14 protein-coding genes are annotated in these 14,637 nt (G+C 68.0%); 10 read left to right on the forward strand and 4 right to left on the reverse strand.

Annotated elements, in window-relative coordinates; all coding sequences use genetic code 11:
• The first annotated feature begins 77 nt into the window (after positions 1-77).
• The 8 genes from QO015_RS02160 (at position 78) to QO015_RS02195 (ending at position 7,013) form a co-directional block, all read left to right on the forward strand.
• A complete protein-coding gene (locus tag QO015_RS02160; protein WP_266281757.1) occupies positions 78-1,616 on the forward strand; it encodes a putative N-acetylmannosamine-6-phosphate 2-epimerase in 1,539 nt (512 codons plus the stop codon).
• A 17-nt stretch (positions 1,617-1,633) separates the two neighbouring features.
• A complete protein-coding gene (locus QO015_RS02165) occupies positions 1,634-2,953 on the forward strand; it encodes an ABC transporter substrate-binding protein (RefSeq protein WP_266281756.1) in 1,320 nt (439 codons plus the stop codon).
• 118 nt (positions 2,954-3,071) lie between these two features.
• A complete protein-coding gene (locus tag QO015_RS02170; protein ID WP_266281754.1) occupies positions 3,072-3,941 on the forward strand; it encodes a carbohydrate ABC transporter permease in 870 nt (289 codons plus the stop codon).
• The gene (locus QO015_RS02175; protein WP_266281753.1) at positions 3,938-4,786 is read left to right on the forward strand and encodes a carbohydrate ABC transporter permease; all 849 of its coding nucleotides are present in this window, start codon (positions 3,938-3,940) and stop codon (positions 4,784-4,786) included. The genes QO015_RS02170 and QO015_RS02175 overlap by 4 nt, the downstream gene beginning before the upstream one ends.
• 67 nt (positions 4,787-4,853) lie before the next feature.
• A complete protein-coding gene (locus tag QO015_RS02180) occupies positions 4,854-5,039 on the forward strand; it encodes a hypothetical protein (RefSeq protein ID WP_266281752.1) in 186 nt (61 codons plus the stop codon).
• Positions 5,040-5,059: 20 nt separating this feature from the next.
• The gene (locus QO015_RS02185) at positions 5,060-5,389 is read left to right on the forward strand and encodes an STAS domain-containing protein (RefSeq protein WP_266281751.1); all 330 of its coding nucleotides are present in this window, start codon (positions 5,060-5,062) and stop codon (positions 5,387-5,389) included.
• A gap of 17 nt (positions 5,390-5,406) precedes the next feature.
• Complete coding sequence (locus QO015_RS02190) at positions 5,407-5,841, forward strand: ATP-binding protein (protein ID WP_266281750.1); 435 nt, start codon at positions 5,407-5,409, stop codon at positions 5,839-5,841.
• Positions 5,838-7,013 (forward strand): PP2C family protein-serine/threonine phosphatase, encoded by a 1,176-nt coding sequence (locus QO015_RS02195; protein WP_266281749.1) that lies wholly within the window; start codon positions 5,838-5,840, stop codon positions 7,011-7,013. The genes QO015_RS02190 and QO015_RS02195 overlap by 4 nt, the downstream gene beginning before the upstream one ends.
• On the opposite strand, the gene QO015_RS02200 is transcribed toward QO015_RS02195, so the two are convergent.
• From QO015_RS02200 to QO015_RS02210, 3 genes are all read right to left on the reverse strand, one after another.
• On the reverse strand, positions 7,005-7,472 hold the full coding sequence (locus tag QO015_RS02200; protein ID WP_266281747.1) for a group III truncated hemoglobin: 468 nt from the start codon (positions 7,470-7,472) through the stop codon (positions 7,005-7,007). The two genes, QO015_RS02195 and QO015_RS02200, sit on opposite strands and share 9 nt — an antisense overlap.
• A gap of 67 nt (positions 7,473-7,539) precedes the next feature.
• Complete coding sequence (locus tag QO015_RS02205) at positions 7,540-8,025, reverse strand: Lrp/AsnC family transcriptional regulator (protein WP_456152156.1); 486 nt, start codon at positions 8,023-8,025, stop codon at positions 7,540-7,542.
• A gap of 84 nt (positions 8,026-8,109) precedes the next feature.
• Complete coding sequence (locus tag QO015_RS02210; protein ID WP_266281744.1) at positions 8,110-8,790, reverse strand: uracil-DNA glycosylase family protein; 681 nt, start codon at positions 8,788-8,790, stop codon at positions 8,110-8,112.
• A gap of 109 nt (positions 8,791-8,899) precedes the next feature.
• Between QO015_RS02210 and QO015_RS02215 the strand changes: the two genes are divergently transcribed.
• Positions 8,900-10,438, forward strand: coding sequence for a sensor histidine kinase (locus tag QO015_RS02215; RefSeq protein WP_266281743.1), 1,539 nt, complete (start codon positions 8,900-8,902; stop codon positions 10,436-10,438).
• A 3-nt stretch (positions 10,439-10,441) separates the two neighbouring features.
• On the opposite strand, the gene QO015_RS02220 is transcribed toward QO015_RS02215, so the two are convergent.
• The gene (locus QO015_RS02220) at positions 10,442-12,847 is read right to left on the reverse strand and encodes a ComEC/Rec2 family competence protein (RefSeq protein WP_266281741.1); all 2,406 of its coding nucleotides are present in this window, start codon (positions 12,845-12,847) and stop codon (positions 10,442-10,444) included.
• A gap of 149 nt (positions 12,848-12,996) precedes the next feature.
• On the opposite strand from QO015_RS02220, the gene gltX reads away from it, so the two are divergent.
• Positions 12,997-14,415: a glutamate--tRNA ligase gene (gene gltX, locus QO015_RS02225; protein WP_266281740.1), complete on the forward strand. Its 1,419-nt coding sequence runs from the start codon at positions 12,997-12,999 to the stop codon at positions 14,413-14,415.
• Positions 14,416-14,637 lie beyond the last annotated feature (222 nt).

Raw genomic sequence — 14,637 nt, forward strand, 5'->3', positions numbered from 1 at the left:
TTTTGAAGACACTGGTTGCTGACTGGTTCTTTCCTCGCTAGGCTGCTCGGCAGATTGTTCATGCTGAGAGCCCCTTCGTGCACGCTCTTCTCCGGCGCTTCGCCTCCTCGCTCGTCGTCTCCTGCCAGCCGGTCCCCGGCGGGCCGCTCGATCACCCCGAAAGCGTGGTCGGCTTCGCGCTCGCGGCGCTGGCGAGCGGCGCGAGGGGCCTGCGCATCGAGGGCGTCGCCAATCTCACGGCCGTGCGCGCCGCGACCGATGCGCCGATCATCGGCCTCATCAAGCGCGACATGGACACCTCGCCGGTCCGCATCACGCCGCTGATCGAGGATATCGACGCGCTTGCGGACGCCGGCGCCGACATCATCGCCTTCGACGGCACAGACCGGGTCCGTCCGGTCGACGCGGCAACGCTCTGCGCACGGGTGCATGCCCGTGGTCGCCTGGCGATGGCCGACATCTCGACCCTCGCCGAGGCCGAGGCCGCCATCGCCTATGGCGCCGACATCGTCGGCACCACGATGTCGGGCTATACCGGCGGACCGGAGCCGACCGAGCCCGATTTCGCGTTGCTCGCCGCCTGCGTTCGGCTCGGCCATCCCGTCATCGCAGAGGGCCGCATCCGCATCCCGGACCAGGCGGCCGAGGCGATCCGGCTCGGCGCGCACGGCGTCGTCGTCGGATCGGCGATCACGCGGCCGGAGCACATCACGAGCTGGTTCGCCGAGGCGATCGAGACCGTGCGCTCGGCGCGCGGCGGCAGGCCCACGCTCGCCTTCGATATCGGTGGGACCAAGATGCTGGTCGCGCTCGTCGAGGGCGACCGCGTGCTGGCAACGCGCGAGGAGCCGACGCCGCGCGCCGCCGATGCCGAGGCTTGGTGCGACCGCGTGGCGGCGCTGGCCGAGGCGTTCAAGGGCGATTTCGACGCCGCCGGCGGCTGCGTTACCGGCGTCGTGCAGAACGGCCTCTGGACCGCGCTCAACCCCGAGACCTTGCCCATCCCGCCGGGCTTTGCGCTCGGCGAGGGTCTGGCGCGCCGGCTCGGCGTCGAGGTCACGCTCTATAACGACGCGCAGGCCGCGGCCTGGGGCGAATACCGGTTCGGAGCCGGCGCCGGGGCCGATCTCGTCTTTCTCACGGTCTCCACCGGCATCGGCGGCGGCGTCGTGCTGGATGGAAGGCTGCGGACCGGAAAATCCGGCATCGCGGGAAGCGCGGGGCTGACGCGGCTCATCGGCCCGACAGGCCGCGGCGCCCTCCTCGAAAGCGCGGCCAGCGGCCCGGCCTTCGCCGCCGGAGCAACGGAAGCGGGGATCGGCGGCGACGCCATCGCCGTCTTTGCCGCCGCGGAGGCCGGCGATCCGCGCGCTGACGAGATCATCGACCGTTCGGCGGCGCTCGTCGCGGCGGCGATCGAGAACATGAACTGGCTGTTCGACCCGGACGTCTTCGTCCTCGGCGGCGGCATCGGCCTCGCGAAGGGCTATCGCGAGCGCATCGAACACCGGCTGGCGGAGCTTCCGCCGTTGGCGAGACCCGTGCTCCGCGCCGCGGCGCTCGGGAAACACGCTGGCGTGATCGGCGCGGCCGATCTCGCCCGTCACAAATCATAATCCAGGGGAAGCATGTGATGACGCGACTGAAGGTACTTCTCGCAGGGGCGGCGATGCTCGCCGCCATGGGCCTTTCCGCCGCCAAGGCGGAAGTGACCGTTCTCGGCTGGCCGGGCGGCCCGGAGGAAGCGGGCCTCCGCAAGGTGGCCGAAGCCTACAACGCCAAGGCGTCCGACGCCGACAAGGTCAAGCTGATCTTCTTCAACCGCGACGGCTTCTTCGACAAGCTCGCCGCCGACCTCGCCGCCGGCACCACCGAATTCGACGTCAACCTGCTCGCGACCTATGCGCTCGGCCGCTACGCTCCGTTCATGGAGCCGATCACGCTGCCGGCCGCCGCGAAGGAGACCTTCCCCGAGAAGGTGCTCGCGACCATGCAGTATGACGGCAAGCAGTACGGCATCCCGACCGACCTCTCGCTGCACTTCATGTATTATCGCAGCGACCTGATCGAGAAGCTCCTGTCGGATGCCGACTGGAAGAAGACCTATGGCGAGATTTCCGAGAAGCATCTCGGCAAGAAGCTCGAGCCGAAGGATCCCGACCAGTGGACCTGGGAGGACTGGATGGCGACCGCCCTCTTCTTCACCAAGTCCATCAACAAGGACAGCCCGACCCGCTACGGCTCGGTGCTGCAGATGAAGAACCTCCTCTTCAACATGATGGTCTGGCATTCGGCGGCGCGGGCACAGGGTGGCGACTGGATGGACGCCTCCGGCGCCGTGACGGTCGACAGCCCGGCCTTCCGCACCGCGCTCGAGATGTACAAGACACTCTATGACGACGGCGCCACGCCGAAGGACTCGACCAGCTACGAGTATGCCGAGGCCAATGCCGCCTTCGGTTCGGGCCAGGCCGCGACCATGCTGCAGTGGAATGCCGCGTTTGCCGACCTCGACAGCAAGGAGAAGACGCCGGCCGTCGCGGGCAAGATCGGTACCGTCGCTCCGCCGACCGGCCCGGCCGGCCGCTTCACGCATATCCACGGCCTCGGTCTCGGCATCAACAAGGCCTCGACCCACAAGGAAGGCGCGGTGAAGTTCCTCGACTGGCTGGCGACTCCCGAGGCGATGACGATCTATGCCAAGGCGGGCGGCTCGCCGGCCCTGACCGACGCGGTCGTCGCGAACATCGTCGCCGAGCGCCCGGATCTCAAGAAGCTCGGCGAGTTCGCCGGCTCCTACGGCTTCGTCATGAATGGTGGCACGGCGGCCAAGGCGCTGCAGGTCTACGAACTGCAGGCCAAGGAGTTCACCGCCTACTGGTCGGGCGAGAAGACGCTCGACGAGGCGCTGGCTGCGACCAAGAGCGGCATGGCTGAGCTGCTGAAGCAGTAAGCGGCCGGCTTCGATCAATTTCCGGCGGCCCTGCGATTGCACGGCCGCCGGCCCCCTTCGAGCCCCCGGACTGCGTGGGCTCCACGCAATGGCCCATGTCAATCGAGGACGCGCGCGCATGGAGCGCCAGACCATCCTGCAGGGCCGGGTCCTGATCACGCCGCTCACGGCGTTCCTGATCGCCCTGCTCGGCTTTCCGCTCCTCCTCGATCTCGTCTATTCGGTGTCGCGGGTCGGGTTCGAGAATATCCGCGCGCCGGAGCTTTCGGGGCTCGGCAACTACGCCAAGGCGCTGGCCGACCCGGAGTTCTGGGCGGCCGCGTGGTTCTCGCTCCGCTTCGGCGTCATTGTGGCGTCGATCCAGGTCGTCGCCGGGCTCATGCTCGCGATCTTCCTCGCGCCGCTCTTCGCCGCCCGCCCCTGGCTCATCGCCTTCCTGATGCTGCCGATGATGGTGGCGCCGGCGCTGGTCGGCCTCATGTACCGGCTGATCCTGCACGAGTTCGTCGGCGCGGTGCCCTACTATCTGCTCGAATGGTATGGCGACTTCCCGGCCTTTCTCGGCCGGCAATGGGTGTTCACGACGCTCGTCGTCATCGAGACGCTGCAGTGGACGCCGTTCGCGCTGCTGATCCTGCACTCGGCCTATGCGGCCATCTCGCCTGATGTACGCGAGGCGGCAGCGCTCGACGGAGCCACCGGCTTCCGGCAGCTCGTCAGCATCGATCTGCCGCTGATGCTGCCGGCGATCGGGGTCACGGCCTTCATCCGCTTCATCGACTCGTTTCGCGTGTTCGACAACATCTACACGCTGGTCGGTTCGGGCGCCGGCGGCTCCACGACATCGATGAGCATCTATATCTACCAGGCGTTCTTCAAGGTCGGCGACATCGGGCTGGCGGTGGCGGCGTCGATGCTGCTGCTCGCCGCCTCCTTCGTGGTGCTGTGGACCATCAACCGCCTCACCGCGCGGAGGGACCCGGCATGAACCCGACGCTCTCCAGCCGGCCTTTCATGAGCGCGCTGCGCTGGCTCGTCTTCGCCATCGCCGTCGTCGTGCTGAACTTTCCGGTGATCGCGACCCTCGTCACCTCGCTAAAAAGCGACGCGGAGATCTCGTCCAACGCGTCGCTGATCATCGAGGATCCGACGCTCGACAACTACGCCGCCATCTTCGCGATGGCCGACCGGTTCGACATCCTGCACTACCTGATGAACAGCCTCGTCGCCTCGCTGATCGGCTCGGCGCTGGCGATCGGCCTCGCCTTCCCGGCTGCCTATGCGATGGCGCGGTTCAAGACCGGGCGGAGCTGGCTGCTGCCGCTCGCGGTCAATCTCAGGGCGGTGCCGCTCATCATCTTCGCGATCCCGATCTATCTGATGTACCAGCAGGTCGGGCTTCTGGACACGCGGCTCGGCCTCGCCTTCATCTTCGCGCTGGTCAATATCCCGCTCGTCCTGGTGCTCTTCACCTCGGCCATCGCCGAGCTGCCCTTCGAAATCGAGGAAGCGGCGCGGGTGGACGGCGCAAGCACGCTGCGGCTCATCTGGCATGTCGTGCTGCCGATGTCGCTGAACGTCGTCGCGGCCTCCTCGGTGCTGGCCTTCATCTATTCGTGGAACGAGTTCCTGTTCGGCCTGATGCTGACGACGAGCCGCGCGACGCCGATCTCGGTCGGCGCCTCCTTCTTCTTCGCCGCGTCGGGCGGCGGCGTGCGCTGGGGCGTGGCGGCGGCGGTGATGATCCTGGCGACGCTTCCGCCACTGCTGCTCGGCCTGCTCATGTACCGCCAGATCGGGCGGTCGATGACGGCCGGCGCCGTCAAGGGCTGAGGCGCGGCAACGGCGCGCCGACGACCCACAACCCAACGGAAGCCGGGTGTCTCACGGCGTGGGCGCAATGTGCACCTGCGGTCTGTCCGACCAGTCGGACAACCGGGCGTTCGACCTCGGCGAGGGCTATTCCGTTCGCGGCGTCGAAGCGTTCCGGCTGCTTTCCGCCGAAATGGGGCTACACTCCCTCGATCTCACGAATCCCGGCTTTGCCTTCGTCGATTCCTTCGTCGCCGAGGCGCCCCGGGCCTGACGCCTGCCTGGGAGGTGGCCATGCAGATCGAACAAGCCTGGCGCGGCACCTGCCTCGTGGTCGCGCCGATCGGCCGGCTCGACGGCATGAGCGCCCCGGCTTTCGAAGCACGGCTGGTCGAAGCCATCGACGCGGGCGCGCGCGAGCTCGTGGTCGACCTTTCACGTGTCGACTATCTGAGCAGCAAGGGCCTCTCCGCATTGCTGGCGGCGGGCAAGCGCATGAAGCGCGCCGAGGGCCGCATGGTTCTCGCGGCCGCGCGCGGGGCCGTGCATCAGGTCATCGTCGTCAGCGGCTTCGACCGGGTCTTCGACGTGCACGAGACCGTCGACGCGGCGCTCGGCGGCTGATGGTTTGGTGGCGGACCATGAGTATGATGGCGACGCGGTTCGACAGGGTCCTCAAGGCGCAGCACGGCGAGATCGCGACGCTCATGGCCGACTTCGGCACATTCGCCGAAGCCGCCGCCCTGCCCGCGGACGCGATCTTCAAGATCGAGCTGGCGCTCGACGAACTCATGAACAACACGATAGACTACGGCTATCCCGATGGTGGCGAAGGTGAAATCCAGGTCGCCATCGAGCGGCTGCCCGGCCGCGTCACCATCGACTACGCCGACGATGCTCGGCTGTTCGATCCGCTCGGCCTCCCGGAGCCCGACATCACGCTCGGGATCGACGAGCGCAAGCCGGGCGGGCTCGGCGTCCATCTCATCCGCAAGCTGATGAGCGAATCGCGCTACACCGTCGAGCGCGACCGAAACCACATCCGGCTCGGCCTCGTGCTGGACGACCCGACATGACGATCGCCGAGAGCCACATCCTCGTCGTCGACGATGTCGAGGACAATCGCGCCATTCTGATGCGGCGCCTGCAGCGCCTCGGCTTCCGCCATCTCGCCGAGGCGGAGGACGGCGTAGCGGCGCTGGAGCATATCCGCAGCCATCCGGTCGACCTCGTCCTGCTCGACGTGATGATGCCGCGCATGAACGGCGTCGAGGTGCTGGAGGCGATGCGGCTGGAGAACCGGCTCGAGCAGACCGCCGTGATCATGATCTCGGCCGCGACCGAGATCGAGACGGTCGTGAAATGCATCGATCTCGGCGCCGAGGACTATCTGCCGAAGCCGTTCAACCCGTCGATCCTCCGGGCGCGGATCGGCTCGGTGTTGGAAAAGAAGATGTTGCGGGCCGAGGTGCGGCGGCAACTCACGCGGCTCGAACAGGAAATGGCCGGCGCGCGGGCCCAGCAGCTCGCAATGGTCAACACGCATTTCCCGCCGCCCGGCGGGCCGGTGGAGGTCCATGCCGTCATGATGCCCGCCCAGGAAGTGGGCGGCGACCTCTACGACTTCTTCCAGGTGACGCCGGAGACGCTCTGCATCGCCATCGGGGACGTTTCCGGCAAGGGCATGCCCGCGGCGTTGTTCATGGCGCGCACCCGCAGCCTGCTCCGGGCGGGAACACTGCAATTCCACGCGCTGACGGGTAGGCTGCCGCGCCCCTCCGAGGTCGCGGCGCTGCTCAACGACGAGCTGTGCAAGAACAACGAGGACTGCGTCTTCATCACGCTGCTGGTCGGGTTTCTCGATATCGCCACCGGCCGGCTCGACTATGTGAACGCCGGCCATCTTCCGCCGCTGCGCGCCGGCGGCGACGGCGTTTCAACCGATCGATCACCGGCCGATCCGCCGATCGGCGTCATGGACCATCTCGCCTTCTCCGACCGCAGCCTGCAGCTTTCCGAAGGCGAGACGCTCGTGCTGGTGACGGACGGCCTGCCGGAAATGGAGAACGGCGCCCGCGAAATGTACTCGTCCGCGCGGCTGATGGCCGACTGCCTGGCGCTGGCGGGACTTGCGGCGGAACCGTTCAGCAGCGCCCTCGTGGAGCGGGTGTTGGGCCATGCCGACGGCGTCGACCAGTTCGACGATGTGACGGCGCTGGTGCTGCGCTGGCGGCCGCCGTCAGCGTGAGGCGGGCGGGGCGGCGATCGGCCGCAGATGCATCGTGTCCTCGCCGGCATGCATGGCGCGCGAGAGGCGGAAGCTGTTGGCGATCCGCTCGGCATAGGCGATGACGATTTCCGCCGCCTCCGCATCGAACGTGCGGCGGGCCGTCTCGGCGAAGAGCCCGAGCCATCGGGCGAAATGGGCGTCGGAAAGGTCGGGCAGGCGGAGATGCGGCGCGAGCGGCCGGCCCTCGTAGCGGCGCGTCTTCAGCAGTACCGACGACCAGAAATCGCACATCTTGGCGAGATGAACGGGCCAGGCCTCGTCGGCAATAGCGCGGCCGAAGACGGGGCCGATGACATCGTCCTGCCGCACCGCGTCGTAGAAGCCGTGTACCAGGCGTTGGATGCCCTCCTCGTCCACGCCATCGGGAACGCCCAGCGTGAGCGGGACGCGCCCGCGCGGGTCGGGTCTGGCGGTCATCGAACGATCCTCATTGCGGCGCCTTCATTGCGCGAGACACACGGCGCCGCCTTGACGCGCATCAAGGTCAGGCGACGCCCTTGTCCTTCTCGAGCGGCACATAGTTGAGCGGCAGCGCCGTCGCATATTTGATCTGCTCCATCGCAAAGGCCGAGGAGACATCGGCGATGTCGATCTTCGAGATGAGGCGCTTGTAGAAGGCGTCATAGGCCTCGATGTCCGGCACGACGACGCGCAGCAGATAATCGACCTGTCCGCTCATGCGGTAGAACTCCACCACTTCCGGAACGTCGCGGATCACCTCGGCGAAGCGCTTCAGCCATTCCTCGTTGTGCTGGCTGGTGGTGATCGAGACGAAGACGGTGACCTTGGCGTTCACCTTGCGCGGATCGAGCACCGCGACGCGGCGCAGGATGACGCCGTCTTCCTCAAGTTTCTGGATGCGGCGCCAGCACGGCGTGGTCGAAAGACCGACTCGGCGTCCGATCTCCGCGACCGGCACGGTCGCGTCCTCCTGTAGAATCTGGAGGATTTTCCTGTCGAGGCGGTCGATCATCGCGGAACATCTCCACCGAGGGATGCCTGCGGGCGCAAATTTATTCTCAATCGCCGCAGTATCGTGCTTCACTGGAGAAATTTATTCCGACTTTTCGGCCGTTCTGTCAAGCAGAGCCAAGGTTTCCGCGACCCGGGACCGCAGATCCGGCAACAGCTCCGCCTCGAACCAGGGATTGCGCTTGAGCCAGCCGGTGTTGCGCCAGGACGGATGCGGCAGGGGAAAGACGACCGGTCCATACGGGCGATCCCCGACTTCGCGCCACCGCCGCACGGTCGCGTCGACGCCGCCCGCCGCCGCGCCGAGATGCCAACGCTGGGCGGGCGCGCCGATGGCGAGCACCAGCGCGACGTTCGGCAGGGCCCCCACGACCCGGCTCCGCCATAACGGCGCACATTCCCGCCGCGGCGGCAGGTCGCCACCCTTCGCGTCCTGTCCAGGGAAGCAGAAGCCCATTGGCACGATCGCAATGCGGCTCTCGTCGTAGAAGGTTGCGCTGTCGACGCCCATCCATGCCCGGAGGCGATCGCCCGAGCGGTCGTCGAACGGAATTCCCGACGCATGCACGCGGGTCCCGGGCGCCTGGCCGGCGATGAGCAGGCGGGCCGTGGCAGAGCCCCGGATCACCGGGCGCGGCTCATGCGGCAGCGGCTTGCCCGCCGGCGCTTCCACGCAGAGGCGGCAACGGCGGACGGCCGCTGCGAGGCTCTCGAAGCACCCCGCCACGGGATGCCCGGCAATTTCAGGATCGACAGCGACCATCGATTAACCAGCACTTCGAAAGAGGACTTAAACCATCAGCGGATAGGCTGAACACTCGGAGGGCGCGGACGTTGCGCCACATAGTGAGCGAATCCCTCAGGGTCCAGGCATGCAAGTCGCACCGGAATCCGCTGCGAGCGACAAGATCGCCGTCAACCGCGAACGCGCGGAACGCCGGCGCGCGGTCGCGCGGACAGTCCGTGATCACCGCGAGCGCCTGACGTCGACGACGGGCACCAGTCCGAGCTTCGACCACGAACTGCTTGTGCATTATGCGCGCACGCGGCTCTCGGCAGCCTATGCGGTGCCGCTGCTCGTGGCGCTGGTCGGCCTCGTGGCGACCGTCTGGCTGCCGCAGCTGGTGATCGTCGTCTGGGCCGTCGTGACGCTCCTCGTCCATTGCGCCGGCACCTGGCTTTGCCATGTCTTCGTGAAGACCCCTGCCGACAGGCTGTCGATCCGCGCCTGGACAAGACGCTTCGTCGTCTCCGAATTCTGCTACGGGCTGACATGGATCGGTCTGCTGCTTGCAACCGCGACCGTGCAGGCGCCGGGGATCGAGACCTTCCAGTTCGCCACCATGCTGACCATGCTCGCCGTCGGCACGATGTTCGCGTCCAGCCTGCCGGCCGGCGCGGTAGCAGGGACGGCACCGATCGCGCTCACCATGGTCGCGCTGTTCGCGATCCGGCAGGACGTGCTCTATCTCGCCCTCGCCTTTCTCTCGATCGGCAGCGAGATCTTCTTTCTCACTCTGTCGCAGCGCCTCCAGTCCACCACGATGGGCATGATGCGCTACCGGGCGGAGAAGGATCACCTGATCGCCGAACTCGGCACCGCGAAGGCGGTATCGGACGAATCCCGCCGCCGCGCCGAGGAGGCCAATCTCGCCAAGTCGCGCTTCCTCGCGACCATGAGCCACGAGCTGCGGACCCCGCTCAACGCCATTCTCGGCTTCTCCGAGGTGATGAAGAACGAGGTGCTCGGACCGATGCAGAACCCGACCTACAAGGAATATGCGGGCGACATCCACACCAGCGGGCAGCATCTTCTGGCGCTCATCAACGAAATCCTCGATCTCTCGCGCATCGAGGCGGGCCGCTACGAGCTGAACGAGGAGCCGGTGACGCTCGCCCATGTGGTGGAGGACTGCGAGAACCTCGTCCGCCTCAAGGCGCGCAACAAGAACCTGAAGCTGGTCCAGCTCATCGAGCCCGACCTGCCGCGGGTCTGGGCCGACGAACGCGCCGTGCGGCAGGTGGTGCTCAATCTGCTCTCGAACGCGATCAAGTTCACGCCGCCCGGCGGCGAGATCGAGATCCGTGCCGGATGGACGGCCGGCGGCGGGCAGTATGTCTCGGTGCGCGACAATGGGCCCGGTATCTCCGAGGACGAACTGCCCATCGTCATGTCGGCCTTCGGCCAGGGCGCGATCGCGATCAAGAGCGCGGAGCAGGGTGCCGGCCTCGGCCTGCCGATCGTGCAGGCGATGATGAAGATGCATGACGGGACCTTCGAGCTGCGCTCGCGTCTTCGCGAGGGCACCGAAGCGATCTGCTGCTTCCCCCGGTCGCGCGTCATGGATCCGCTGCCGCCCGTCATTCAGGAAAGCGCACATCAGCCCGAACGCCGGCGGCGCACCGGTTGACGCTCAATCGCCGGGGCCGGGCGGCATGAAGGCGCGCCGAAGCGCCGGATAGCTTGTTTCGACCGCGGCCAGTGCATCGAGGCGCGACGGGCCGGAGGCGGGCGACGCTGTGGGCGTCGATGGCCCGCCGCCGGAGAGCACGGTTTCAGAGACCGCCAACTCGCCTTCCCCGTCGACGGAGGCCTCGGCGGGGTCGCCATCCGCTTCGCTCCAGACGGCATGCGATCGGCCCTGTTCGGGCGGTTCGGAACCGGCGGCCGTCGGCGCGGCGGATGGGATACCTCTTTCATTCAGCGTCAGCGCGAGAGCGCCGTCACGGCGGAGCATCTCCCGGTCGACCACGGCGGTGACGGTCCGGCAGGCGGCAGGGGCATGCAGCGGCGTCACGACGAGCCCCGCGCGGCGGCAATCCTCGGCGAAGGCGCCACGATCGAGCGAGAGTGCGACGAGGCGGCCATCTGCGAGGCGGCCGATACAGCCGAGAGAATCGCAACGCACGCCCGCGGTCAGGGTCTTGTCCTTGACGCCGCGCGCATCGCCGTCGGCGCGCAGCCAGATGCCCGCCTCGAAAGACGGGACCTTGGGCGCCAGTATCGCATAGTGGCCGTCCGCGCCGCGGATGGCGGCGGAACGACCATCGGCGGCGATGATCAGGTCGGGACGGGCCGGAAAGAGCGCGAGGCCGATGCCGGCCAGCATCGGCACCACGCCGATCCAGCGCCAGCGTTCGCCCCAGAGCGCGGCCCACAGGAAGCCGACAAGGAAGATGAGAAGCGCCGCAGCCGGCGGCATCGCCATGCCGCCCGTCCCCTCCGACCAGCGCGACACGACGTCGGCGACCGCCAGCATGCCGTCGATGCCGACGCCCATCAGCGCCAGCATCGGCTGGTCGAGCCCGAGCGGCATCAGCAGAACGCCGACGAGCGCCATCGGCATGACGAGGAAGTCGATGAGCGGCATGGCAAGGACATTGGCGACAATCGAAAGCGGTGCCATGCGCTGGAAATGGTAAAGCGCGAAGGGTGTCGTGCCGAGGCCGCCGAGAAGCGAGGTGAGCGTAAGCCCGCCGACGAGGGCGAGGGTCCAGCGCAGCAGCGTCCCGACGAGCGATGTCTCTCCGCCGAGCCGCGCCCGCCGTCTCCGCCGGGCGAGGAGTTCGAAGCCTGCGACCAGCGCGATCGTCGCCGCGAAGGACATCTGGAAGCCGGCATCGAGCACGCTTTCCGGCGCGAGCAACAGCACGGCGACGGCGGCGAGCGCGACATTGCGCATCGAGATCGCACGCCGGTCGAGAAGGATGGCGGTGAACACGACCGCCGTCATCGCGAACGAGCGCTGCGCGGCCACATCGAGACCCGAGATCAGCAGATAGAAGAAGGTCAGGCCGAGCGCTCCGACAGCCGCCCATTTCTTGATCGGATGGCGGAGGGCGAGGCCGGGGAAGAGCGCCAGCAGCGCGCGGATCGCCCAGAAGCTGGCGCCGGCGACGAGCACCATATGGAGGCCGGAGACGGAGAGCACATGCGCAAGGCCCGACTGGCGCAGGTCGTCCTCGGCCTTGGCCGAAATGCCGCCGGCATCGCCGATGACGAGCGCTGTCGCGATCCGGCCGGTGTCGCCCGGTAGCGCGGCGAGGATGCGGGCGCGGATGGCCTCGCGGAGGCTCTCGAGCGGCATCGCGAGACGGATCGCGAGCGGCGGCGGGCCGAGCTCGACCAGCTTCGGCTTGCCATAGGCGAAGCCGGTCGCGCCGATGCCGGCATAATAGGCCTTGCGCGCGAAGTCGTAGCCGCCGGGCATCGCCGGCCCGGACGGTGGACGCAGCCGCGCCAGCACCGCGATGCCCTCGCCCACCTCGGGGGCCTTGCCGCGGAGCACGACGGTCACCCGCTCTGGCTGGCGTGCCAGCCGCGCGCCCTCGATCGAAACGACCCGCACGGTCAGCCGGGCACCACCCCGGCGCGCCTCGACCGCCTCGACGAAGCCGGTCACCGTCGCGGTCACCGAACGCTCGATCATCGGCGTCGCGACGAGGTCGGTGCGCAGCTTGGTGAGGGCCGCGCCGCCGGCGATCATCGTGGCGACGAGGAGCAGGCGGAAGAGAGGGGCCCGCCCTGCCCTCACACGCCACGCGGCAGCTGCGAGCGCGAGAGCGACGAGGGCGAGCGCCGGTGCCGAGGGTTCGGACGGAAGAGAGAAATAGAGCAGCGCGCCGCCCGCGAAGGCGACCGCGAGCCATGGCAACCCCCGCGCCGCCTCCATCTCCCGCTCGAGGCTGGCGCCCATCGCGAGCAGCCAGCGGTCCGCGGCGAAGCCGAGGCGACCCCGTGGGCCTGCGGGCGGAAAATGCGGGGCGGCCGGCTGCTCGGCGCCCGGCTCCCCGACGAGTTCCGGCGCCGATGCGGACATCCCTCCCCGCGCCGCGCTCTTCGCCATATCCCCGCCTTTCGTCCGGGCAAGGCTCCATGCTACATGCTGCGCCCACAATCGCGAAAGGTCGGCGACAGCGGCCCTTCCTCCCCCTTCATTCGCACGATCTGCCCAGCCCGGAATTGCCCATGTCCAAACCGGTCGTCACGCGCTTTGCACCATCGCCCACCGGCTTCCTGCATATCGGAGGCGGCCGCACGGCGCTGTTCAACTGGCTTTATGCCCGCCACACCGGCGGCAAGATGCTGCTGCGCATCGAGGACACCGACCGCGAACGCTCGACCGAGGCGGCCATCGACGCGATCATCGACGGGCTGAAATGGCTCGGCCTCGACTGGGAGGGCGAGACCGTCTTCCAGTTCGCCCGCGCGCCGCGGCACCGCGAGGTGGTCGAGGAGATGCTGGCGGCCGGCAAGGCCTATCGCTGCTACTGCACGCCGGACGAGTTGAAGGAGATGCGCGAGAAGGCGATGGCCGAGGGCCGCGCTCCCCGCTACGACGGCACCTGGCGCGACCGCGACCCGGCGGAGGCGCCTGCCGGCGTCAAGCCGGCGATCCGCATCCGCGCGCCGCTCGAAGGCGAGACCGTGATCGAGGACCGTGTGCAGGGGCGAGTCGTCATCCCCAACAAGGATCTCGACGATCTCGTGCTGCTCCGGTCCGACGGCAACCCGACCTACATGCTGTCGGTCGTGGTGGACGATCACGACATGGGCGTCACGCATATCATCCGCGGCGACGATCACCTGACCAACGCCGCGCGGCAGATGATCATCTACCAGGCGATGGGCTGGGAGGTGCCGGTCATGGCGCATATCCCGCTGATCCACGGGCCGGACGGCGCCAAGCTCTCCAAGCGCCATGGCGCGCTCGGCGTCGATGCCTATCGCGCCATGGGCTATCTGCCGGAGGCGATGCGCAACTACCTCGTTCGCCTCGGCTGGGCACATGGCGACGACGAGATCATGTCGACGGACGAGATGATCGCCTGGTTCGACATCGATGATGTCGGCCGGTCCGCCTCGCGCTTCGACTTCGCCAAGCTCGAGAATCTCAACGGCCACTATATGCGCGCGACGCCGGACGACCGGCTCTACGAGCTCTTCGTCGAGACTCTGCCGCATCTTCCCGGCGGGGCGGCGATGAAGGCCGATCTCGACCAGGCCAAGGCGGCACAGCTGCGCATGGCGCTGCCGGGACTGAAGGAGCGCGCCAAGACGCTGGTCGAGCTGAAGGACGGCGCCGCGTTCCTCTTCGCCAATCGTCCGCTCGCGCTGGACGAGAAGGCCGGAACGATTCTCGATGCCGACGCCCGCGCTCTCCTGAAACGTCTCCACGCCATCCTCGTCGAGACCGAATGGACGATCGAAGCGACGGAGGCGGCGGTGAAGGCCTTCGCGGAGGCCGAGGGCCTCAAGCTCGGCAAGGTCGCCCAGCCGCTGCGCGCCGCGCTGACCGGCCGCTCGACCTCGCCCGGCATCTTCGACGTGCTGATGGTGCTCGGCCGCGAGGAAAGCCTCGGCCGCATCGCCGACCAGGCCGCCTGATCCTCGGCGCGGCGGCGTTTATCGCCGCCGGCCAACCATGCTAACCTTCGCCCGAAATGAGCGAAGATCGCACAATTAGTAAGCTTTCCTTATTTACTGCGCGGCGGCGCGGGCGGCCCATCCGGCTGCCTTGCCGCGCTGCAATAAATGGGTTACGCAGGTGCACATCCGTTTCCCTGCGGCTCCGTTCCGGCCGTGCTGACCGTCGACGCCCGCGTTCCC

This window comes from Kaistia geumhonensis (assembly GCF_030815145.1).
Classification (GTDB): domain Bacteria; phylum Pseudomonadota; class Alphaproteobacteria; order Rhizobiales; family Kaistiaceae; genus Kaistia; species Kaistia geumhonensis.